Annotated in this window: 20 protein-coding genes; 10 read left to right on the top strand and 10 right to left on the bottom strand. The window is 53.1% G+C overall.

Translation table 11 applies throughout. The features are described 5' to 3' along the window. Positions 1 to 66: 66 nt before the first annotated feature. From arnF to arnB, 7 genes are read right to left on the bottom strand one after another with little or no spacing between them, the layout of a single operon-like run. Positions 67 to 441, bottom strand: a complete 375-nt coding sequence (gene arnF, locus FD744_RS05700) for a 4-amino-4-deoxy-L-arabinose-phosphoundecaprenol flippase subunit ArnF (protein ID WP_160867627.1) — start codon at positions 439 to 441, stop codon at positions 67 to 69. Continuing rightward, on the bottom strand, positions 438 to 770 hold the full coding sequence (gene arnE / locus FD744_RS05705) for a 4-amino-4-deoxy-L-arabinose-phosphoundecaprenol flippase subunit ArnE (protein WP_034829847.1): 333 nt from the start codon (positions 768 to 770) through the stop codon (positions 438 to 440). Before arnE ends, arnF begins: the two co-directional genes overlap by 4 nt. Next, positions 767 to 2428, bottom strand: coding sequence for a lipid IV(A) 4-amino-4-deoxy-L-arabinosyltransferase (gene arnT, locus FD744_RS05710; protein WP_160867628.1), 1662 nt, complete (start codon positions 2426 to 2428; stop codon positions 767 to 769). Before arnT ends, arnE begins: the two co-directional genes overlap by 4 nt. Positions 2429 to 2459: 31 nt before the next feature. Beyond that, positions 2460 to 3344 carry a 4-deoxy-4-formamido-L-arabinose-phosphoundecaprenol deformylase gene (gene arnD, locus FD744_RS05715; protein ID WP_160867629.1) on the bottom strand — a complete coding sequence of 295 codons (885 nt, stop codon included), beginning with the start codon at positions 3342 to 3344 and terminating at the stop codon, positions 2460 to 2462. After that, positions 3341 to 5320, bottom strand: a complete 1980-nt coding sequence (gene arnA / locus FD744_RS05720; protein ID WP_160867630.1) for a bifunctional UDP-4-amino-4-deoxy-L-arabinose formyltransferase/UDP-glucuronic acid oxidase ArnA — start codon at positions 5318 to 5320, stop codon at positions 3341 to 3343. Before arnA ends, arnD begins: the two co-directional genes overlap by 4 nt. Beyond that, entirely contained in the window at positions 5317 to 6303 is a 987-nt protein-coding gene (arnC, locus tag FD744_RS05725; RefSeq protein ID WP_034829843.1) for an undecaprenyl-phosphate 4-deoxy-4-formamido-L-arabinose transferase, read from the bottom strand. The genes arnA and arnC overlap by 4 nt, the downstream gene beginning before the upstream one ends. Before the next feature lie 5 nt (positions 6304 to 6308). Next, positions 6309 to 7445 carry a UDP-4-amino-4-deoxy-L-arabinose aminotransferase gene (gene arnB / locus FD744_RS05730; protein WP_160867631.1) on the bottom strand — a complete coding sequence of 379 codons (1137 nt, stop codon included), beginning with the start codon at positions 7443 to 7445 and terminating at the stop codon, positions 6309 to 6311. 527 nt (positions 7446 to 7972) lie between these two features. On the opposite strand from arnB, the gene FD744_RS05735 reads away from it, so the two are divergent. From FD744_RS05735 to FD744_RS05760, 6 genes are all read left to right on the top strand, one after another. Then, positions 7973 to 8182, top strand: a complete 210-nt coding sequence (locus tag FD744_RS05735; RefSeq protein WP_034829841.1) for a hypothetical protein — start codon at positions 7973 to 7975, stop codon at positions 8180 to 8182. A 306-nt stretch (positions 8183 to 8488) separates the two neighbouring features. Continuing rightward, positions 8489 to 9253, top strand: coding sequence for an A24 family peptidase (locus FD744_RS05740; protein WP_160867632.1), 765 nt, complete (start codon positions 8489 to 8491; stop codon positions 9251 to 9253). A gap of 215 nt (positions 9254 to 9468) precedes the next feature. Beyond that, positions 9469 to 10851, top strand: a complete 1383-nt coding sequence (locus FD744_RS05745; protein WP_034829839.1) for a diaminobutyrate--2-oxoglutarate transaminase — start codon at positions 9469 to 9471, stop codon at positions 10849 to 10851. 12 nt (positions 10852 to 10863) lie between these two features. Further along, on the top strand, positions 10864 to 12330 hold the full coding sequence (locus FD744_RS05750; RefSeq protein ID WP_160867633.1) for an aspartate aminotransferase family protein: 1467 nt from the start codon (positions 10864 to 10866) through the stop codon (positions 12328 to 12330). 266 nt (positions 12331 to 12596) lie between these two features. After that, positions 12597 to 13115 carry a DUF2778 domain-containing protein gene (locus FD744_RS05755; RefSeq protein WP_237449342.1) on the top strand — a complete coding sequence of 173 codons (519 nt, stop codon included), beginning with the start codon at positions 12597 to 12599 and terminating at the stop codon, positions 13113 to 13115. Beyond that, entirely contained in the window at positions 13112 to 13312 is a 201-nt protein-coding gene (locus FD744_RS05760) for a hypothetical protein (RefSeq protein ID WP_160867635.1), read from the top strand. The genes FD744_RS05755 and FD744_RS05760 overlap by 4 nt, the downstream gene beginning before the upstream one ends. 35 nt (positions 13313 to 13347) lie before the next feature. On the opposite strand, the gene FD744_RS05765 is transcribed toward FD744_RS05760, so the two are convergent. Further along, entirely contained in the window at positions 13348 to 13740 is a 393-nt protein-coding gene (locus tag FD744_RS05765; protein WP_034829836.1) for a RidA family protein, read from the bottom strand. A gap of 130 nt (positions 13741 to 13870) precedes the next feature. Here FD744_RS05765 and FD744_RS05770 point away from each other — a divergent pair, with 130 nt between their 5' ends. Continuing rightward, positions 13871 to 14479 carry a TetR/AcrR family transcriptional regulator gene (locus FD744_RS05770; protein WP_160867636.1) on the top strand — a complete coding sequence of 203 codons (609 nt, stop codon included), beginning with the start codon at positions 13871 to 13873 and terminating at the stop codon, positions 14477 to 14479. Here the strand turns inward: FD744_RS05770 and FD744_RS05775 are convergent. Then, on the bottom strand, positions 14454 to 15371 hold the full coding sequence (locus FD744_RS05775) for a LysR substrate-binding domain-containing protein (RefSeq protein ID WP_160867637.1): 918 nt from the start codon (positions 15369 to 15371) through the stop codon (positions 14454 to 14456). The genes FD744_RS05770 and FD744_RS05775 overlap by 26 nt on opposite strands. Before the next feature lie 97 nt (positions 15372 to 15468). On the opposite strand from FD744_RS05775, the gene FD744_RS05780 reads away from it, so the two are divergent. Further along, positions 15469 to 16332 (top strand): aldo/keto reductase family oxidoreductase, encoded by an 864-nt coding sequence (locus tag FD744_RS05780; protein WP_160867638.1) that lies wholly within the window; start codon positions 15469 to 15471, stop codon positions 16330 to 16332. A 49-nt stretch (positions 16333 to 16381) separates the two neighbouring features. Here the strand turns inward: FD744_RS05780 and FD744_RS05785 are convergent, their stop codons facing one another. Further along, a complete protein-coding gene (locus FD744_RS05785) occupies positions 16382 to 17875 on the bottom strand; it encodes a PLP-dependent aminotransferase family protein (RefSeq protein ID WP_202403410.1) in 1494 nt (497 codons plus the stop codon). A 109-nt stretch (positions 17876 to 17984) separates the two neighbouring features. Here FD744_RS05785 and gabT point away from each other — a divergent pair, with 109 nt between their 5' ends. Beyond that, positions 17985 to 19247 carry a 4-aminobutyrate--2-oxoglutarate transaminase gene (gabT, locus tag FD744_RS05790; protein ID WP_160867639.1) on the top strand — a complete coding sequence of 421 codons (1263 nt, stop codon included), beginning with the start codon at positions 17985 to 17987 and terminating at the stop codon, positions 19245 to 19247. A gap of 96 nt (positions 19248 to 19343) precedes the next feature. Next, positions 19344 to 20738: a GABA permease gene (gene gabP, locus FD744_RS05795; RefSeq protein WP_034829828.1), complete on the top strand. Its 1395-nt coding sequence runs from the start codon at positions 19344 to 19346 to the stop codon at positions 20736 to 20738. The last annotated feature ends 25 nt before the right edge of the window (positions 20739 to 20763 follow it).

Raw genomic sequence — 20763 nt, forward strand, 5'->3', positions numbered from 1 at the left:
CGTCGACGAAATGTGGTCCCCGCTTTGGTTCCATGGGGATCGCCTGTCACATCTAACGTTCTGCGGCTAAGGTTTACGCGGCAGTGAAACGCACAACAATCCAAACACAATTAATACAACTCCGGCAAAACTGCTCCAGCGGAAGGCTTCACCGAACATTGGCAACGAAATAGCTGCCAGCCACACCAGCACATAACTCAGGCTCAGCAACGGATAGAGGCGGTTAAGCTGCATATGACGTAGCGCCAGCATCCAGCACAGCATCGACAACGCATAGGCTCCCAGTCCAAGGCACAGCAGGAGTAGCGGCTGCAGATGCTGCCAGAATTGCGGGCTGAGTAAGGCTGCTAATGGCGGGAAATCCAGCATCGCAGCTCGCAATACCAATTGCGCCAGCGACACCAGCAGCACGCTACACAGCGCGAGGACCACCCCTTTCATAGGTGGCTCCCCATCAGCGCGACCCCGGCAACAATCGCCAGCGTACCGAACCATTGTTGCAAGGTGTATGTCTCACGCCAGATCAACTTAGCTGCGATGGCCACCAACACGAAGTTGAGACTCAGCATCGGATAGGCCACGCTGACCGGCACCACACGCAATACCAGCAGCCACAGCAACATCGCCACGCCGAGCAAAAAGAGGCTCAGCGCAATCCACAAGATGAGCTGCTTCTTGCCGTGGCGCATCCCCAGATACGCCGCCTGCTTTTGACAAAGCTGGGCGGCGCAGCTCAACAAACTGACCAGAAGAATAAGCAACAGGTTCATGGTGTCGCGTTATAACCGTAATAGACCAGTCGACCTTGACGATAAACGTCATCCGGCGTTGGCATTGCAGGGTCAGGCCCGTTCTCGCCCGAGTTGAGCATCATCACCACGGACACTTTGCCATGGCGACGATGTTCACGCAGCCAGTCAGCAAATGCTGCGCCATCAACATAGCGCGTTTTCGCATCGGGATAGCTAAGACCGTATTGCAGTTCGCCTTTGGCATCATAGAAAGTGATATCACTGCGCTCAGTTTCCCATGCCACCGCAGCCGCGATGCCAGGATTGTCAGCCAGCAGATAACGGCTGTCTGCCAGTTGATGATGCACAGCCTGTACAAAACTCTGCGGCTGTTTGGAATCACGAACCTTCTGCGGTATCGCGAAGCCGATCAGTAACGCCAGCGTTAACGGACAAAGCGCCGCCAGTTGCCAACGGCAGGCACCCGGTTTGAGACTGAACCACCCCATAATGCCCCAGCCAGCAAAGGCCAATACGCCACAGATTAACGGCAGTATTTCATCATGGGTATAAACGGGCTTGTGCGCCAATCCCCATGGCGCAACCACCACCAACAGGACTAAGGTGGTTATGGCGCCAAACAGCAGGTTTATCCAGCCATTAACTTTAAACACCTTCACTAACTGTGCATAACCACTGTGGGCGTAATGCGCCATCAACAGAGCTAAAGGTGCAAAGCACGGCAGAATGTAGGTCGGCAGTTTGCCTTTAGCGATGCTAAAGAACAGCAGTGGCAAGATCACCCAACTTAACAGGTAAACGGCTCCCGCATGTTGACGACGCTGGCGCCATGCGCCCATCAGTGAGCCCGGCAGCAGCGCCAGCCACGGCAGGCATCCCGCCAGCAACACCGGCAGGTAATACCAGAAGGGGGCCTTGTGCTGTGCATCTTTCTCTGCAAAGCGCTGAATATGCTCAACCCAGAAGAAGTAATGCCAGAAATCCCCTTCCTGGCGATAAATGGCCAGCGCCCACGGCGCACTGAGCAGTGCGGCAACGATGATCGTCAAAGGTCCCCAACGTAATAGCTCGCCGAAGCGTTTTTGCCAAATCGCCCAGGGCACTATCGCCAATACCGGCACCGCCAGCGCAAGGAAGCCCTTGGTCATAAAGCCCATCGCGCAGGCTGCGCCCAGCAGCACATAACCGCAGAGACGCTGTTGCGTAGTAGAAGCTTGCGCCACCAGCCAATAGCTGCACATCGCGGCAACCATCCACAATAGCAGAATAGGATCCAGCACCGCGTAAGTGCCAATGCCATACACCAGAAGCGAAGTGAGAAAAATGATGCTGCCGGTCAGAGCGATTTTCCGGCTGGCAAACATCTGATGACCCAGCCAATAAATCAGCACTGCACTGAGCGTAGTGCAAAAAATCGAACCGGCGCGTACACCGAAGTTGGTATGGCCAAACAAGAGCTGGCCGATATTGTTGACCCAATAACCCGCTATAGGCTTTTCGAAATAACGCAAATCAAAGAAGTGCGGTACCACCCAATTGCCATTGACCAGCATTTCACGGCTGATTTCAGCGTAGCGGGTTTCATCCGGCTGCCATAAGGCGCGGAATTCGACCGGGATAAGATAATAAAGCGCGAAAAGCGCCAGCAGCAGCGCCGTTTTGGTGCCTGTACGCATCCGTGGTTCCTATAAAGTTTCCTGTTAACGTTTAGCGCTGGCAGCCCAGCCAGCCTTCGCGTCCGGGTATATGCCCACGTACCAGATTGCCCTGCGGGAGTGTGCTGAGATCGTCAGGTAACAACTCGCTCAGAGGACAGAAGTGAATGCCTTGTTGCTCCGCGCGGGTTAATAACTCGCCAAACGCCTTAGAACCGATAATGCCTTCAACTTCAGCATGAATGGTGTACACCGGAGATCCTGCGGCTGCGAGCATCTGCTCAAGAATGAAATCGTTATAGTCAGCGGCGCTAACCGACTGTCCGACTACTTCATCCCAGGTAGGCAATGTCACGGGGATTTGCACCGTGCCTAAGCTGCCATCACGCAGACGCGGCAAGAAGGGTCCAGTACCACGACAATCACTGTTGTAGCTGAAACCGAAGGTCTGCTTAGCGGCGACAACGCGGCCATCCGCCCGCCATCCGGCCACGGCAGAGCAAGTGACAGTGTCACCGATAATCGCTTCCAGTGCGGCTTTCCCACGCGAAATCTGTTCCAGCAACTTCTCTTCTGACCACACGCCTGCCCAGGTTTGCCAGGCAAAGTGATCCCAGGCGTGCAGACCGACTTCATGATGATCGGCTGTGGCGCTGATGATCTCCTCCAGACCGCGGCCAATCTCACGTCCTGGCCAGGCCGTACCAGCCAATAAAATATCCCAGCCGTAGAGTGAAGCTGCGCGCGAGCGCAGCATTTTCCATAAGAAGCGCGGTTTCATCAGGCGCCACAAGTGGCGCCCCATGTTATCCGGCCCAACGCTAAAGAAGAAACTGGCCTGCAACTGATGCAGGCTAAACTGCTCTAGCAGCGCCGGAACGCCGAGTTTGGTTCCACGCCAGGTATCAACATCTACGCGCAAACCAATTTTCTTCATGGCTTATCCTGCAACTCAACGGTGCGCAGGAAGAAATCCAGCGTGTTATCGATCGTGGTATCCATCTCAATGGTCGGCGTCCAGTCCAGCAAGCGACGCGCATTTTTGATTGACGGCTTACGATGCTCGACGTCCTGATAACCTTTACCGTAGTAGCTGCTGCTCTCTACTTCGCGGAAACCGGCGAACGGCGGGAATTGGTTGCGCAGCGGATGACGTTCGAAGCTTGCCAGCAGACGTTCCGCCAGCTCTTTGATGCTCGCCTCGTTTTCCGGGTTACCGATGTTGACGATCTGACCGTCGCAGTTGTTGTTCTTGTTCTCAATGATGCGGAACAAAGCTTCAATACCATCACGAATGTCAGTGAAGCAGCGCTTCTGTGCACCACCGTCGATTAACTTGATCGGCGAACCTTCAACCAGGTTGAGGATCAATTGGGTGATCGCACGGGAGCTACCAATACGCGCAGCGTTGAGGTTATCAAGACGTGGGCCCATCCAGTTGAAAGGACGGAACAGCGTGAAACGCAGCCCTTCTTTTTCGCCATAAGCCCAAATCACGCGGTCCAGCAGCTGTTTGGAAACCGAATAGATCCAGCGCTGTTTGTTGATCGGCCCCACCACCAGGTTGGAGTGATCTTCATCGAAGTGTTTATCGGTGCACATGCCGTACACTTCTGACGTGGAAGGGAAGATGATGCGCTTTTTGTATTTGACGCAATCGCGGATGATCTTGAGGTTCTCTTCAAAATCGAGTTCGAACACGCGCAGCGGGTTGCGGGTGTATTCAATTGGCGTAGCAATCGCCACCAGTGGCAACACCACGTCACATTTTTTGATGTGATATTCGATCCACTCTGAGTGAATGCTGATATCACCTTCAACAAAGTGGAAGCGCGGCTGATCGAGGAAACGGCTGATAGCATCAGAGCCGATATCCAGACCGTAAACTTCAAAGTTGTCATCCTGCAGCAAACGTTCGGTCAAGTGGTTACCGATAAATCCGTTTACACCCAGGATCAGTACACGCGTACGACGTTTAACGGCTGCAACCGGCTGAGAGTACAACAGTGCGCCCGGCACCATCCCCAGACTCTGCGCCAACTGGCTGCCGTTCATATAGACGCCATTTTCACTTTGTCCGGTCACCACTTCCAGTGCACCTTCCCCGCAAGCAATCAGGAAAGGCTCAACGGAAATCACTGTGCCTGGCTTCGCTTTTGGCGCATCAGCATGTACGCGCCCTTTCCACACGACAAACTTCACGGTTCCCGCGAAAGCAAATGCGCCCGGCCATGGATCGGTGACCGCACGAACCAGGTTGTTGATTGACTGTGCAGGCTGTTCCCACTTAATGCGACCGTCTTCTGGTGTGCGACGTCCCACCACCGTCGCCTGGCTGTGATCCTGAGGAATTGCCGCAATTTCACCACGTTTCATCGCTGGCAGTGCCTGCTCCAGCAGTTGTGTAGCACAGGCTGTCAGTTTGCGATGCAGAGTTAAGGCGTTGTCTTGTTCATCAATGGCGACACGCTGCTGTGCCACGATATCGCCTGCATCCGCGCGTTTTACCATGCGATGCAGGGTCACGCCGGTTTCAGTCTCGCCATTCACTAACGCCCAGTTAAGTGGCGCGCGCCCACGATATTTAGGCAGCAATGAACCATGCAGGTTGAAAGCGCCCAGGCGCGCGCTGCTGAGGATGCTGTCATTGAGCAGATTGCGATAGTAGAAGGAGAAAATGTAATCCGGTGCCATGGATTTAATGCGGTCGACCCACAGCGGATGGTTAGCATCTTCCGGCGCATACACCGCGATACCCTGCTCTGCCGCCAAACGGGCGACAGAACCAAAGAAGTGGTTCTCATTAGCAGAATCAGCATGGGTGAAGATCGCGCTGATTTCGAAACCCGCATTTAACAGTGCAGTAATACCTGCACAGCCCATATCGTGATAGGCGAAGACGATAGTTTTCATTGCTCAATTTCCTGTACAGAGGAGACATCTTTCTGCGAGTTAATAACACGTTGAATGAAGTAGCGCGGACGAGCGCGGACGTCGTTGTAAATTCGGCCGATGTATTCGCCGAGTAGGCCCATACCGATAAATTGCGCGCCGACAAAAATAAACAGCACCGCAAACAGCATGAACACCCCGTCTCCGGCCCAGTCGGCACCGAGGAACAGACGCAATACGATCAGTACCAGTGAGAAGGCGAAACCGGCCAATGCAATCAGACTGCCGACAATACTCAGCAGGCGCAGTGGCGTGGTGGTCAGGCAAGTCACCAGGTCGTACATCAAATTGATCAGCTTCATAAAGCTGTATTTCGAATCACCAAATTCGCGCTCGGCGTGGGCGACAGGCAGCTCAATCGTGCGGCGCGCAAAGGTGTTGGCCAGGATAGGAATAAAAGTGCTGCGCTCGTGACAGTTGAGCATGGCATCAACAATGTGACGGCGATAAGCACGTAACATGCAGCCATAGTCACCCATTGCTTTACCGGTGACGCGTTGAATCAGCTGGTTGATGGTGCGGGAAGCGCGGCGACGGAACCAACTGTCCTGACGATTTTGACGCACAGTACCGACCACGTCATAACCCTGCTGAGCGGCTTGCACCAGATTGGGGATCTCTTCGGGTGGATTCTGCAAATCCGCATCCAGTGTGATAATCAGGTCGCCTGATACATGGCTAAAACCCGCCATGATTGCCGAGTGCTGTCCATAGTTGCGGTTCAGCAATACGCCGACCACATGGCTTCCGGGCATGTCAGCAGCATCGGCGATCATCTCACCTGAGCGGTCGCTACTGCCGTCATCCACCAGCAAAATCTCATAATCGAGATTCAGCACAGCACATGCCGCATCGGTGCGACGCACCAACTCTGGCAGGCTCTCCTCTTCGTTGTAAACCGGGATCACCACGGAGACTTTACGAATATCTTTTTCTTCGAGCATGTCAATCAAACTCCAGCGATATGACGTAATGCGCCGATCACGCGGCTAACGTCGTCATCGCTCATATCTGGGAACAGCGGTATTGAGCAAATGCGGTCGCTATTCCATTCCGTGTTTGGCAAGGAAAGTTGTGGGTAGCGTTCGCGATAATATTTGTGGGTATGTGCCGCGCGGAAATGCAAACCAGTGCCGATGTCTTGTGCTTTCAGCGTTTCCATCAACGCATCGCGGCTGAGTCCACACTGCGCTTCATCAACGCGAATGATGAACAAATGCCAGGCGTGTTGATGCGCCCAGGTGGGTTGAGACAATGGCAGGAATGGCGTATCAGCCAGTTCTTTTAGATAGCGTTGGGCAATCTCTGCACGACGAGCATTGATGGCGGGCAGTTTGTCCAACTGAACCAGAGCAATCGCAGCGCTAATGTCCGGCAAGTTATATTTAAACCCAGGCATAATCACTTCAGCCTGCGGTTTACGGCCATGCGTGTGACGGTCATAAGCATCAACACCCAAGCCGTGAAATTTCAGGCTGCGCATGCGATCGGCCAACTCAGCGTCATCGGTAACAATTAAGCCACCTTCCGCGCACGTCATGTTTTTAATGGCATGGAAAGAAAAAATAGCCGTGCCCTTATTTCCGACATGCTGACCTTTGTAATAACAACCTGCAGAGTGTGCCGCATCTTCGATCACTGCGATGCCATGGCGTTCACCAATGGCGCGAATGGCGTCAATGTCCGCAGGAGCACCGGCATAATGCACCGGAATGATGGCACGCGTCTGTGGCGTGATGGCCGCTTCAATTTGCTCAGGCGTGACCATCAGCGTATCGCGGTCAACATCAATCATCACTGGCGTTGCACCCAGCAGCGTAATGATGTTGATGGTGGATACCCACGTCAGTGAAGGTGTGATCACCTCATCACCCGGCTGGATGTTTAACGCGAGGAGGGTGACGTGCATGCCTGCCGTGGCGGAACTGACAGCAATCGCATGTTGATTACCGGTTAACTGGCAAAAGGCTTGTTCCAACGCCGCATTTTTCGGGCCGGTGGTGATCCAACCTGATTCAAAAACCTCTTTTACTGCCGCTAACTCTTCCTCGCCCAAAGCGGGGCGCGAGAATGGAAGAAAAGTCATAAGTTTACCTTAACGTTTTACACCTAAAATTGCCTGCAACAGGACCAATTGCAGTGTGCAGTGATTCAGATCCATAACAACTTTCAGTAACTTGCTGTTTAAACTTAGATTGCGCAGGAAAAATTAGATAGCACTAAGTGTTAATTTTTTAACCTACAGCAAAAAACTTAAGCACACCTGTCTTATTGCTCGTAGAACAAAATACGGATGAAAACTTAACTGAACATTAAATGGGTAACGCGCAAGCTGGCTTTTTTCTTAAATGTTGAGGATTGGTAGAAGATGTACGCTCAACCGTTATGTGCTGCTATTTAGTCGTCACCAAAGTTTCATCAAGATGACTAAATACGTGAAACATTTCATTTGCTGCTTTTCTAAACACAAAAAATTGAAATCTGAAGATGAAGGAAAAATGACAATTAAACAGTGTGTTAGCAAAGTCGCAGCGCTGTTCTTAAGGTTAAGCTAAGCTTCAAACCATACTCTATGTCGGGATATTGGCGTTGAAACGATTGGAGGGGATGAAGATGAACACCGGAGCTGACAGACTGGCGCAGGCCGCCCTGCGTCGCCATCATATTGGGGTGAAAACCAAAGGGTTACGTTTCCGCGGAGACCTCTATGTCTTCCGCTACAATGCGGGTCACTATGACGTGTTCCTCAATAATGACCGTGTGATGTCCCTGGCGACCAGCAACGTGCAGGAAGCTATCCAGATGTTCAAACAGCAGTCATGATGCATGGGTTGCTGTTAGCACGGTAAGCTGTGCGCCTTGCGCTAAACGCATCCCTCCTCGCCACGGACGCCGTCCCATTTCCACTGCTCTGCACCACCTGTTCATCTGCTGAAAAGTTTTTGGCACACCTCCTCCCAACGGGGAAGCGGTAACGGGTCAGTCACGATCGGCATATGCTCCTCATCGCCTGAACACCGATCGTGAAACGCGATGTAAAACACCGTAATTCCCCTTTGATACTCGCCTCCTTCGCGCTTCAGGCGTAGGTTTCTTTTCGATAAAACCGGAAAGGAACAAGAGGTCAACATGGAGTGGATATTGTGGTTGCTGGCAACGGTGATAGCCTTGAGCATCGGTAGCTTTATTAATGTCGTTATTTATCGCGTACCTCTGCAGCTTTTACAGCCCGGCAATAGCGTGGATTTACGGCAACCGGCTTCACACTGTCCGGTTTGCAAAAAATGTTTGCGCTGGCGAGACAATATCCCGTTAGTGAGTTGGCTTTTACTACGCGGTCGGTGTCATTTTTGCCGTTGTGCTATCAGCCTGCGCTATCCGTTAACAGAAACTGCCTGTGCATCAATCAGTCTGGTATTTGTCGCGATCCTCCCGGTTGATAAATCATTGCTCGCCTTACTTATGCTGTTTTGGCTACTGCTGACCGTTGCGATCATCGATTACGAGCATTATTTGTTGCCAGATGTAATCACCCTGCCATTGCTATGGCTTGGGCTATTATTAAAAGCAGGCGAATGGCTACCAGGCTCACTCCATGATGCCGTCTTTGGTGCGGTGGGGGGTTACAGCGCGCTTTGGCTAATCCGCTATATATATCAATATTTTAGCGGGAGACTGGCATTGGGTTTAGGAGACGCAAAGTTAGTGGCAGCATTAGGCGCGTGGTTGGGTTGGGCACTCTTACCCTATGTACTATTACTGGCTTGTAGCGGGGCAATTTGTGCGCTGTTTATCGCCAAACTGGGCTGGCAACGTGACCTTAATCAACCCCTTGCTTTTGGTCCCTGGATTGCTCTGGCGGGCATAAGTCTTTTTATTAACACGATTATTTAATAACCACTTCATCTGCTGGCGCTAAAATAGCCGGCCAATTAGTGGCCAACGCCCTGATTCCTATATGAAAAGAATAAACAAATCTAAACAAAATAAATCATTGTGATGTACGTCAAAAGGCTCTATATTGGCCGCGTTTTTTAAACCACTGATACTTTTTTGTTCAACTAGTCAATCGGCCAGCCATCACGAGCCCCGGTTGAAGGAGAGATATGATGACGGATAAAGTCCGTATTGATAATTTTGGTGCCAACGCATTCAATGGAAACAACGACGCTTTCTTAGCCCGTCAGGCTGAGTTTGAATCAAACGTCAGGAGCTACCCGCGCAAGTTGCCTTTAGCGATTGCCAAAGCCAACGGCGTGTGGATCACAGATGTCGAGAATAAACAATATCTTGACTGCCTGGCTGGCGCAGGGACGCTGGCACTTGGTCATAACCATCCTGATGTTCTGCAGAGCATCCAAAATGTCATTACCAGCGGCTTGCCGTTACATACTCTTGATCTGACGACACCTCTGAAAGATCAATTCTCAGAATCTCTGCTCTCGCTGCTGCCTGGCCAGGGTAAAGAATATTGCCTGCAGTTCACCGGTCCTTCCGGTGCGGATGCGGTTGAAGCAGCACTGAAGCTGGCGAAGAAAGTCACTGGCCGTAGCGGCGTGATCAGCTTCTCTGGTGGTTACCATGGTATGACTCATGGTGCGCTGGCTGTGACTGGCAACCTGTCACCGAAAGAAGCCGTTAACGGCATGATGCCAGAAGTGCAGTTCATGCCTTACCCGCATCTGTATCGTTGCCCACTGGGTCTCGGCGGTGAAGCGGGTGTGAAAGCCCTGACTTACTACTTCGAAAACCTGATCAACGACGTGGAAAGCGGCGTGCGCAAGCCTGCAGCCGTTATCCTGGAAGCCGTTCAGGGTGAAGGCGGTGTGAACCCTGCTCCGGTCGAGTGGCTGCAGCGCATCCGTAAAGTCACTCAGGAACACGGTATTCTGCTGATTCTTGATGAAGTTCAGGCAGGCTTTGCCCGTACCGGCAAATTCTTTGCCTTTGAACACGCAGGCATTGAGCCAGACATTATCGTGATGTCTAAAGCAGTAGGCGGTGGTCTGCCACTGGCTGTTCTGGGTATCAAAAAGCAGTTCGACGCCTGGTCTCCAGGTCACCACACCGGTACCTTCCGCGGCAACCAGCTGGCGATGGCCACCGGTCTGGCCACTCTGAAAGTCCTGACCGAGCAGAACATCGCCGGTAAAGTGGCTGAACAAGGTGAATGGCTGAAAGCACAGCTGGCTGAGATGCAGAAACGCTTCCCGGTTATCGGCCACATCCGCGGTCTGGGCATGATGATCGGTATAGAGATCGTTAAACCAAACGAAGCGGCTGACCATATGGGTAGCCTGCCGGCTGATGGTGAACTCTCTGCACTGCTGCAGAAGAAGTGCTTCGAAGCAGGTCTGATTCTGGAGCGTGGCGGTCGTCACGGTGCAGTACTGCGTCTGTTGCCGTCACTGCTGATCACCAACGAAGAGCTGGCGATTTTCCTGGATAAATTTGAGCAGGCGCTGATTGGCGCTGGCGTCAAACCTGTTTGATTGGAAGAGTAAATGTCTGAAGTAAACCCGATTCTGGCCGCCTCTGCACAGAGCATTGAGGCGTACCAGCAGGCGATTGCCCAAAGCAGCGCCGCGGTTGTGCAGTGGCTGCAACAGCCTGAGATGTATCAAGGCAAAAGCGTTGCCGAACTGCGCGAGCGTATCACGCTCGACTTCAATCCAAACGGCCTGGGTAACCAGGCCGCGATTGAACGCGCGATTGAGTATTTCCTGAAAGACAGCCTGTCAGTGCACCACCCACAATGTGTGGCGCACCTGCACTGCCCTAGCCTGGTGGTTAGCCAGGCTGCCGAAGTGTTGATCAACGCCACCAACCAGAGTATGGACTCATGGGACCAGAGCCCTTCTGCCACCATCATTGAGGTCAAACTGATCGAATGGTTGCGTGCACAGGTGGGTTATCCAGCAGGCGATGCTGGCGTGTTCACCAGTGGTGGCACCCAAAGCAACCTGATGGGTCTGATGCTGGCACGTGATGCGTTCTATCAGCGTCAAGGTCATTCAGTGCAGTTGGACGGCATCACTGGCGATCTGCGTAAGATCAAAGTGTTGTGTTCTGAGAACGCGCACTTCTCGGTACAGAAAAACATGGCGCTGCTTGGCCACGGCTACAATTCTGTGGTGCAGGTGAAGTCTGATCAGTTCGCACGCATGGACGTTAACGACCTGAAAGCCAAACTGGCGCAGGCCGAAGCCAATGGCGAGCAGATTCTGGCGATTGTCGCGACGGCTGGTACTACCGATGCGGGTGCGATTGATCCACTTCGCGAAATCGCGGGCATCGCGGCTGAGCACAGCATTTGGATGCATGTCGATGCAGCCTGGGGCGGTGCACTGCTGCTGTCTGAAAAGTATCGTGACTACCTGGACGGCCTGGAGTTAGTGGATTCGGTGACTCTCGACTTCCACAAACAGTATTTCCAGACCATCAGCTGTGGCGCATTCCTGTTGAAAGACGAGCGTCACTACGAGCTGATGCGTTATCAGGCGGCTTACCTGAACTCTGAGTTCGATGAAGAAGCCGGTGTTCCTAACCTGGTTTCAAAATCTCTGCAGACCACGCGTCGTTTCGATGCATTGAAACTGTGGATGGGTCTGGAAGCGTTGGGCCAGAAACAGTATGCCGCGATCATCGACCACGGTGTGACGCTGGCACAGGAAGTGGCGAAGTTTGTTGCGTCAGAACCACGCCTTGAGCTGGTGATGCAGCCACAACTGGCAAGCGTGCTGTTCCGCTATCGTCCAGAGCAGCTGACCGATATCGCGCAGATTGCTCTGTTCAACCAGCGCATCGGCGATGCTCTGCTGGATTCAGGCCGCGCTAACGTTGGCGTGACTGAAAACCAGGGCGTTACCTGCCTGAAACTGACGCTGCTGAACCCAACCGTGACGCTGGAAGACATCAAAGTCCTGCTGGCGCTGGTTGAGAAAACCGCGAATCAGTTGCTGAACGCGTAATTTCGCTATGTTCGATAAAGCCGGTGACTGGAAACAGTCATCGGCTTTTTTATTGCCTGCCATCTTTAATTACAAATATCCCGCACCCTATTTCCAGGATGATTCTGATAACCGATTGATCGGTCGAATAATTCCCTTCTTGTCACTTAATAGCCATATACCTTTGTGTAAACTCTCTCTAATTCTGACTGGTATAAACGCCTTCATTCTGCGCTGCCATTCACCGGACATTGATGACAGGAGTGTTGCTGATGCAGGTTTGCACCATGGATTACAAGAAGCTGTCGCGAGATGGTAAAACGTTGCCGCTCGAATGCTATGGCATTGGTTCTTTTGACGTATTATCGGGAATTGAACGTTACATTAATAATCCCGACTGCTCAGATAAAGAAAAAGCGGCTATTCCGCCTGGTACATATTGGATAGTTGATCGTCCAGAAGGGAGTTTTTTTAATCGCCTACGTGCTGAGGCGATAGATATGGCACATTTGTATCGCAATCATCATGCAGAATGGTTTGCTCTCTATAACAGTCAAACCATGAACGATTATGTTTTTGTTAACGGCAATCGTCGTGGCAGTTTTCGTTTGCACCCGCTCAATACTGACGGCTCTGGTGTTTCATGGGGCTGTATTACACTTTACCGTGCCAATGAATTCCACAGCCTGAGGCGTACGCTACTCAGTCGGCCTAAAGTTAAGGTTCCCGGTGGCAATGGGTTGCTGGCCTATGGGCGAATTGATGTGCGCGGCATTCCTGATTACTCAAAGTGTGAAATCAAATGAAAATACTTATTTTCTTTATCATCCTTATTGCCGGCATCGTGTTGATTCCCGATGGGCTCATTAGCCATGTAGTCCGCGTATCCGGTGATGGTGAAACAGCGATGGATCAATACGATTTCACCCTACTCCTGATTAAGGCAGCCATTTCTGCACTCATTGCCCTGGCGGTATTGCAGATTATGCGCCGGGTGCGCTGATTCAACAGACACACCTCCCTGTGCGGCACGCTGAACTATTGAGGAATTCGTGCGATCACCTTGATTTCAAAATCAAACCCCGCCAACCAGTTTACCCCCACTGCCGTCCAGTTTGGGTACGGCGCTTCACCAAAATGCCGTAAACGTACCTCATTCACGATGGCAAATTGGTTTTCAGGATCGGTATGAAAACTGGTGACATCCACCACATCACCCAGCGTACATCCCGCTGCTTTCAGCACAGCCTGCAGGTTTTCAAACGCCAGATTGACCTGACCTGCAAAGTCAGGTTCCGCAGAGCCGTCCTCCCGACTTCCTACCTGCCCCGAAACAAATAACAGGTCTCCGGAACGTATTGCGGCAGAATATTGGTTAATTTCATACAGCGCCTGACGTCCCGCTGGAAAAATGGCATTACGTTTGTTCATAATCGCACTCCTGATGGAAAAAAAGGGTGAAACCGGGTAGCTAACCCGGTTATCGCTTTAACATACGCCGCGTATGTATTAATATGGATAACATACGCATCGTATGTCAATGCAAATTTTTGGAGTTGCTATGGCAGCCAAACGGCGAACAGAACAGGTTGAAGAAACGCGGGCAAAATTGATCGAGGCTGCTCGAAGGGCCTTCGCAGAGAAAGGATATAACGCCGCATCAATGGATGATCTGACCGCTGAAGCAGGGCTGACGCGGGGAGCGCTTTATCACAATTTCGGCGATAAAAAGGGACTTTTACAAGCGGTTATCGACCAGATCGACACAGAGATTTTGGTGCAGATGCGTGCCGCTGGGCAGCAGTTTGAATCAAAGTGGCATGCCTTTCTGGCAGAAGCGATGACCTACATTGAGATGTCACTGGAGCCAGAGGTGCAACGCATCATGCTGCTTGATGGTCCCGCTGTGCTCGGCGATCCTTCACAGTGGCCCAATCAAACTGCCTGTCTGCGCACCACTGCAGACAGGCTCTCTGCGCTGATTGCAGAGGGCACGGTGAAGCCGATGGATACTGAAGCGGCCGCACATTTAGTCAATGGCGCCGCAGTAAATGCCGCGCTGTGGATTGCCGCCTCCAGCGAACCGGTAGCTGCGCTTCCGCGCGCGGTTGATGCGTTTCGCGCATTGATGTCCGGACTGCTGGTTAACCCGCTGGCGGCTGCGCATTGAGTTCGCGCACATAGTCGAGGAAGGCTTGTAACGGTGCCGGGATCAGCCGGCGATCGTTATAGTAGAGCCACAGACCGGAAAATCTCTGCCACCACTCTGGTAAAACCGGCTGCAAACTACCGTCAATCAAGGCGGGTTTTAGCCAGTCTTCGAATAAATAGGCCACTCCCACGCCTGCAACAGCAGCAGAAACCGTGAGATCCATTGCCGCGCCAATACTGCAAATCAATGGACCTTTCGGCTGTAAGCGCACGACCTCATCCCCATTCTCGAACTCCCAATCGGCAACGACACCCGTCGCGTAGCGACCGTACAAGCAGCGGTGCTGCATTAAATCGCGGGGGTGCTGCGGCATGCCATGCTTTGCCAGATAGCCAGGCGCTGCGGCTGCAGCAAAACGTTGGCTGCGCGGACCAATTGGCATTGCCACCATATCCTGTTCAAGGTGGTCATCGTAACGAATACCGGCATCACAGCCATCGCGGAAAATATCCTGCACGTTGCTCTCCGCCACGACCTCCAACTGAATGTCGGGATAGCGCTCAAGGAAGCCGGGCACGATGGAGGGCAGCACCAGCCGGGCAGCGCTGACGGGGACATTCAAACGCAGTGTCCCTCCCGGCGTATTACGAAAATTATTCAGTGCATCCAGAGCAGCATCAACTTCGTTCATCGCTGGCATCAAGCGCGACATTAACGCTCTGCCCGCTTCGGTGAGCACCACGGTGCGAGTGGTGCGGTTAAATAACCGAACGCCTAGTTGTTCTTCCGCTCGTCTTACGGCGTCACTTAAACGTGAAGGATTACTGCCGGTCATCCGAGCCGCTTCACGAAACCCGCCCGCTTTTGCCACGGCCACCACCGCATGGAGCAGTGCAATATCCAATGCCATTGTTCGCCCTTCCGTACACTGTGTCCCGATTTATGCGGATAGTTGCACAGCGATCTGTCAATTACAATCTGTACACACATCGACGAAGGAGGTTTCCATGTCTCACAACGTAAATACTTATACTTTGGGCGATCGTCAGGTTAAACGCTTGGGCTACGGTGCCATGCAACTCGCCGGTCCAGGGGTATTTGGCCCACCGGCTGATGAAACTCGGGCGCTGCAGGTGCTGCGTGAGGTCATAGCGGCTGGGGTTAATCACATTGATACTTGTGACTATTACGGTCCGCACATTACTAATCAACTCATCAAAAAAGCCCTGCACCCTTACCGTGACGAATTAGTGTTAGTCACTAAAGTGGGCGCGCGTCGTAATGATAAAGGTGACTGGTTACCCGCATTTTCGCCGGATGAATTAACCCAGGCGGTGGAAGATAATTTGCGTAACCTTGGCCTTGATGTGATGGAGGTCGTCAATTTTCGTTCTATGTTGCAAGTATTTGGGCCCGCAGAAGGCTCACTCGAACCGCAGGTCGAAGCGATGATCAAGCTTAAAGAGCGCGGACTGGTTAAGCATATTGGTCTGAGCAACGTAACGGCCAAACAAGTGGCGGACGCGCAGAAAATGACGCCCATCGCCTGTGTGCAGAATCTTTACAATCTGGCGAATCGCCAGGATGAAGCTCTGGTTGATCAACTGGCTGCGCAGGGTATTCCTTATGTGCCGTTCTTCCCACTGGGTGGTTTCTCACCGCTGCAATCCGAGCAGCTTACCGCCGTGGCCGAAGAGTTGAATGCCACTACATTGCAGGTTGCCCTGGCCTGGTTACTTCAGCGTTCGCCAAACATTCTGTTGATTCCTGGCACATCATCACCAGAACATCTCCAGCAGAATCTCGCCAGTGGCGATCTGGTGTTGAGTGCTGATGTCGTGCAACGTTTAAACGGTATCGCTCAGTCCTGAATGACGCGGCCCTCGGGCCGCCCATCATTATGATTGCAGGCACACACGCCTACGAACGCGATAAAATCTCGCTCTCCACCAGACATGCCTTTAGTACGCCAAATGCATCCTGACACTGACGCTCATCCACGCAGGCATAACCCAGCAGCAATCCTCGTCGCTCCTGCTGGTGCATGTAATATTGCGACAGCGGTCTAACCTTCACACCGCGCCGCAGCGCCAGTGCAGCAATCGCCACATCATCACATCCAGCCGGTAAATTCACCACCAGATGCAAGCCCGCTTCATGATTGACGCGCGGCATAAAATCAGCGCCAAGATAACGCTCAATCAGACCCGCTAAAAAGCGACGACGCTGGCTGTAGAGTTTGCGCATACGGCGGATATGCGCCATGTAATGCCCTTTCTGGATAAATTCCGCCAGCGCCCGCTGCACCAGCAGATGCCCGCCACGATAGAGTTCCGCCGCCGCAACGCGCAAAGGTTGAGCCAGCGCTTTTGGCACCACCAGATAACCCAGTCGCAGTGCCGGATAGAGCGTTTTGCTGAACGTGCCCATGTAAATCACCGGCGCATCGGGCTCAAAACCTTGCAGCGAGGGGAATGGCTGCCCCGCGAAGCGAAACTCACTGTCGTAGTCATCCTCTATCAACCAGGTTTTATGTTTGCTGGCTAAATCCAGCAACTGCTTACGTCTTTCAAGGCTGAGATGAACGCCCAATGGATATTGGTGTGACGGTGTCACAAATATCACTTTTGGTGCCCGCGCTCGCGAAGGTAAATCAGGAATAATGCCCTGATCATCGACCGGCATGGCCTGGATTTTCAGACCGTTAATGCGTAACAGGTTTCTCGTGCCCCAGTAGCCAGGCTCTTCAATCCACGCGGTATCACCCGGATCGCAGAGTACGCGCGTGACCAGATCAACCGCCTGATGGATGCCTTCGGTGATGATGATTTGATCCGCATCCGCACGCACCGATCGGGCCACGCTGAGATAGTCCGCCAGTGCCTGTCGCAATAGCGGACAGCCGCCATTGCTGCTGTAAATTAGTCGATCAACATCGGGCTCGCGATTTAATCGCGCCTGAATCTGGCTAAAGAGTTTGTGCGGAAACTGCGTGACATCCGGCGCGCCTGGCACAAACGCGCCCCATTGATAAGGCGAGGCGTTGGCATGGCCCAACAGCGATGCACCGCGTTTAGAAATCGCCGCCGTTTTCACGCTCAGCGGCAGCGTCAGGTCATCGCCACGCGGGCTGTTTAAACACCCTTCAGGCAGCGTTTCGACGATCCAGGTTCCGCTGCCGGTGCGCGCTGTAACATAGCCCTGTGACATCAAATTTTCATAAACGTTAAGTACGGTATTACGTGACACCGATAACTCCCGTGCCATATCGCGCGTGGCCGGTAATCGCGTGGCGCGTGGAAAAATCCCCTCAACAATCGCCGCCTGCATACACGCCAACAGGCGCTGCTGCAACGTCCCTTCCGGCATAAACTGCAAACGTTCTAATACATGATCGGCGTACAAACTCCGCAATTGGCTCCATCCTTTTCTGTAAAAGTGGCTCTGGCAACAAACCTTAGCGCAGGGATAAATAAGCGTGTTTGTCGTGATTTGTAAAGACGCTTATCGCTAAGGAAAGGTTATGGAAGGTAAAAACAGCCAGCTGCAACAACGTAAAGATGACGCACTCCCACGTGGCACCGGTAATCTTTGCCAGTGGTATGTCGATCAAGCAGAGAATGCGACGTTGCGTGACGTTGAAGGCAACAGCTGGATTGATTTCGCTGGTGGTATCGCGGTGCTCAACACCGGCCACCGTCATCCGCGCATCGTGAAAGCCATCGCGGAACAGTTAGAAAAATTCACCCATACCGCGTTCCAGGTGACGCCTTACGAGAGCTATGTCGGCCTGGCAGAGCGCATCAACAGCGTGGTGCCCATAGCCGGTAAAGCCAAAACCGCCTTTTTCTCAACCGGTGCTGAAGCGGTTGAGAATGCCGTCAAAGTTGCGCGCGCCGCCACACGCCGTCACGGCATTATCACGTTCGGTAACGCGTTCCATGGTCGTACGTTTATGACGATGGCGATGACCGGCAAAGTGGCCCCCTATAAGCGTGACTTCGGCCCGATGCCCGCTTCCGTGTGGCACGCTCGTTATCCCAACAGCGTGGCCGGTATTAGCATTGATGCTGCTTTGGCAAGCCTGCAAGACATCTTCACTCAGGACATCGCGCCGCAAGATGTGGCGGCCATTGTGCTGGAGCCAGTACAAGGCGAAGGCGGTTTCCACATTGCTCCTGCTGAGTTCTTCGTTCGCCTGCGCCAGCTGGCCGATCAGCACGGCATTCTGCTGATTGCCGACGAAGTGCAAACCGGCTTTGGTCGTACCGGCAAACTGTTTGCCATGGACCATTACACCGTCAAACCTGACCTCATCACCATGGCGAAAAGTCTGGCGGGCGGCATGCCGTTGTCTGCGGTGAGTGGTCGCGCAGAGATCATGGATGCGCCTGGCCCAGGTGGTCTGGGTGGCACCTATGCTGGAAACCCGCTGGCCATTGCCGCCGCGCATGCGGTGCTGGATATTATTGCTGAAGAACAACTGTGTGAGCGCTCAGTGAAACTGGGTGCGCAACTGGTCGAATTCCTCAATGAGGCACGTCGCCACTGCTCTGCGATCACCGATATCCGCGCATTAGGTTCGATGGTAGCGGTGGAGTTTGCCGAGGCGCAAACCGCTCAGGCCATCCAGCAACAAGCCATGTCACACGGTTTGCTGTTGTTGACCTGTGGTCCGCAGGGCAACGTGATTCGCTTCCTCTACCCGCTCACCATTCCGGATGCGCAATTCAGCCAGGCGCTGGAGATTCTTAGCCATGTGCTGAGCGCGCACCAGGATTCGTAGGCCCCCAGCTTAGCCAGCCCGTATGCGGGCTGGTCATCCACCTGCTGCAGCCAGGCTGTGTCAAATCACAGCCCGAGAGACAATCTGGAGAAAACAATGAGTTCACAGAATGCCGATGCGCTTGCGCAAGGCTTAAAGCCGCGTCATGTCCGCATGTTATCCATTGCCGGTGTGATAGGTGCCGGCCTGTTTGTCGGTTCCGGTCATGCTATCGCCGAAGCAGGCCCCGCCGTGTTACTGGCCTACATCGCAGCCGGTGCGCTGGTGGTGCTGATTATGCGCATGTTAGCGGAAATGGCCGTTGCCTCACCGGACTCCGGCTCTTTCTCCACCTATGCAGATAAATCACTGGGACGCTGGGCCGGATTTACCATTGGCTGGCTCTACTGGTGGTTTTGGGTGCTGGTCATTCCGCTTGAAGCCAATGCCGCAGGCACGATATTGCACAGTTGGTTCCCGCAGATTGCCGTGTGGGAATATACCTTGGCGATCACCACGTTTCTGACGGTTAGCAACCTGTTCAGCGTCAAGAATTACGGTGAGTTCGAATTCTGGTTTGCTTTGTTGAAAGTGGTCGCCATTGTCGCCTTCCTGATTGTCGGCAGTCTGGCTATCTTTGGCCTGATGCCGGGTAGTAGTACGCAAGGCATTTCTCACCTATATGACACGCACGGCTTTATGCCAAACGGCATCGGTGCCGTACTGGCTGCCATTCTGACCACCATGTTCTCCTTTATGGGAACGGAAATCGTCACCATCGCGGCAGCGGAATCCCGCGAGCCGAAAAAGCAGATTACGCAGGCCACCAACTCAGTGATCTGGCGTATTGCGTTGTTTTATTTGCTGTCGATCTTCATTGTTATCGCGCTGGTGCCGTGGAATACCCCATCGCTGATGAAAGCCGGTTCGTATCAAACGGCGATGGAGATGATGAATATTCCTTATGCGCGGCAAATCGTCGATGTAGTGGTGTTGATCGCGGTGTGCAGCTGTCTTAACTCTGCGCTCTATACAGCTTCACGCATGCTTTACTCGCTTTCCCGTCGTCAGGATGCCCCTGCCGCTGCATCTAAAACCACTCGCAGCGGTACGCCCTGGGTTGCAGTCATCGCCTCAACTGCCGCTGCATTTCTCGCGGTGATCGCCAATTATCTGGCACCCGCAGCGGTATTTGAGTTCCTGCTAGCCAGTTCCGGCGCGATTGCGTTACTGGTTTACCTGGTGATAGCGGCCTCGCATCTGGTGTTGCGCAAAAAGCGCGAGGCACGGGGTGAGATCTTAAGTTATCGCATGTGGCTGTTCCCAGGCTTAACCTGGGCAACCATGGTGTTCATCGTGGGAGTGTTGGTCTCAATGCTGTTTATGCCGGCGCATCGCTCGGAAATCATCGCCACCGGCTTACTCACGTTGGCGGTGTTGATCACCAGCCGTATCGTGCATCGTAAGCGTGCTTTGCGCGAGCGCGAGGCGTTAGTGGCAGTGCGTTCATAACGCCAGAAATTTCCGGGCTGGGAGG

This window comes from Pantoea sp. Taur (assembly GCF_009830025.1).
Classification (GTDB): domain Bacteria; phylum Pseudomonadota; class Gammaproteobacteria; order Enterobacterales; family Enterobacteriaceae; genus Pantoea; species Pantoea communis.

What these genes read in the sequence shown, in the direction of transcription:
- gabT (WP_160867639.1), top strand. Translation starts at nt 17,985, where the DNA reads ATGGAAGGTAAAAACAGCCAGCTGCAACAACGTAAAGATGACGCACTC.
- arnD (WP_160867629.1), bottom strand. Translation starts at nt 3,344, where the DNA reads ATGAAGAAAATTGGTTTGCGCGTAGATGTTGATACCTGGCGTGGAACC.
- arnT (WP_160867628.1), bottom strand. Translation starts at nt 2,428, where the DNA reads ATGCGTACAGGCACCAAAACGGCGCTGCTGCTGGCGCTTTTCGCGCTT.
- arnE (WP_034829847.1), bottom strand. Translation starts at nt 770, where the DNA reads ATGAACCTGTTGCTTATTCTTCTGGTCAGTTTGTTGAGCTGCGCCGCC.
- arnC (WP_034829843.1), bottom strand. Translation starts at nt 6,303, where the DNA reads ATGCTCGAAGAAAAAGATATTCGTAAAGTCTCCGTGGTGATCCCGGTT.
- FD744_RS05745 (WP_034829839.1), top strand. Translation starts at nt 9,469, where the DNA reads ATGACGGATAAAGTCCGTATTGATAATTTTGGTGCCAACGCATTCAAT.
- FD744_RS05780 (WP_160867638.1), top strand. Translation starts at nt 15,469, where the DNA reads ATGTCTCACAACGTAAATACTTATACTTTGGGCGATCGTCAGGTTAAA.
- FD744_RS05770 (WP_160867636.1), top strand. Translation starts at nt 13,871, where the DNA reads ATGGCAGCCAAACGGCGAACAGAACAGGTTGAAGAAACGCGGGCAAAA.
- FD744_RS05760 (WP_160867635.1), top strand. Translation starts at nt 13,112, where the DNA reads ATGAAAATACTTATTTTCTTTATCATCCTTATTGCCGGCATCGTGTTG.
- FD744_RS05775 (WP_160867637.1), bottom strand. Translation starts at nt 15,371, where the DNA reads ATGGCATTGGATATTGCACTGCTCCATGCGGTGGTGGCCGTGGCAAAA.
- FD744_RS05750 (WP_160867633.1), top strand. Translation starts at nt 10,864, where the DNA reads ATGTCTGAAGTAAACCCGATTCTGGCCGCCTCTGCACAGAGCATTGAG.
- FD744_RS05740 (WP_160867632.1), top strand. Translation starts at nt 8,489, where the DNA reads ATGGAGTGGATATTGTGGTTGCTGGCAACGGTGATAGCCTTGAGCATC.
- arnB (WP_160867631.1), bottom strand. Translation starts at nt 7,445, where the DNA reads ATGACTTTTCTTCCATTCTCGCGCCCCGCTTTGGGCGAGGAAGAGTTA.
- arnA (WP_160867630.1), bottom strand. Translation starts at nt 5,320, where the DNA reads ATGAAAACTATCGTCTTCGCCTATCACGATATGGGCTGTGCAGGTATT.
- FD744_RS05755 (WP_237449342.1), top strand. Translation starts at nt 12,597, where the DNA reads ATGGATTACAAGAAGCTGTCGCGAGATGGTAAAACGTTGCCGCTCGAA.
- gabP (WP_034829828.1), top strand. Translation starts at nt 19,344, where the DNA reads ATGAGTTCACAGAATGCCGATGCGCTTGCGCAAGGCTTAAAGCCGCGT.
- FD744_RS05735 (WP_034829841.1), top strand. Translation starts at nt 7,973, where the DNA reads ATGAACACCGGAGCTGACAGACTGGCGCAGGCCGCCCTGCGTCGCCAT.
- arnF (WP_160867627.1), bottom strand. Translation starts at nt 441, where the DNA reads ATGAAAGGGGTGGTCCTCGCGCTGTGTAGCGTGCTGCTGGTGTCGCTG.
- FD744_RS05765 (WP_034829836.1), bottom strand. Translation starts at nt 13,740, where the DNA reads ATGAACAAACGTAATGCCATTTTTCCAGCGGGACGTCAGGCGCTGTAT.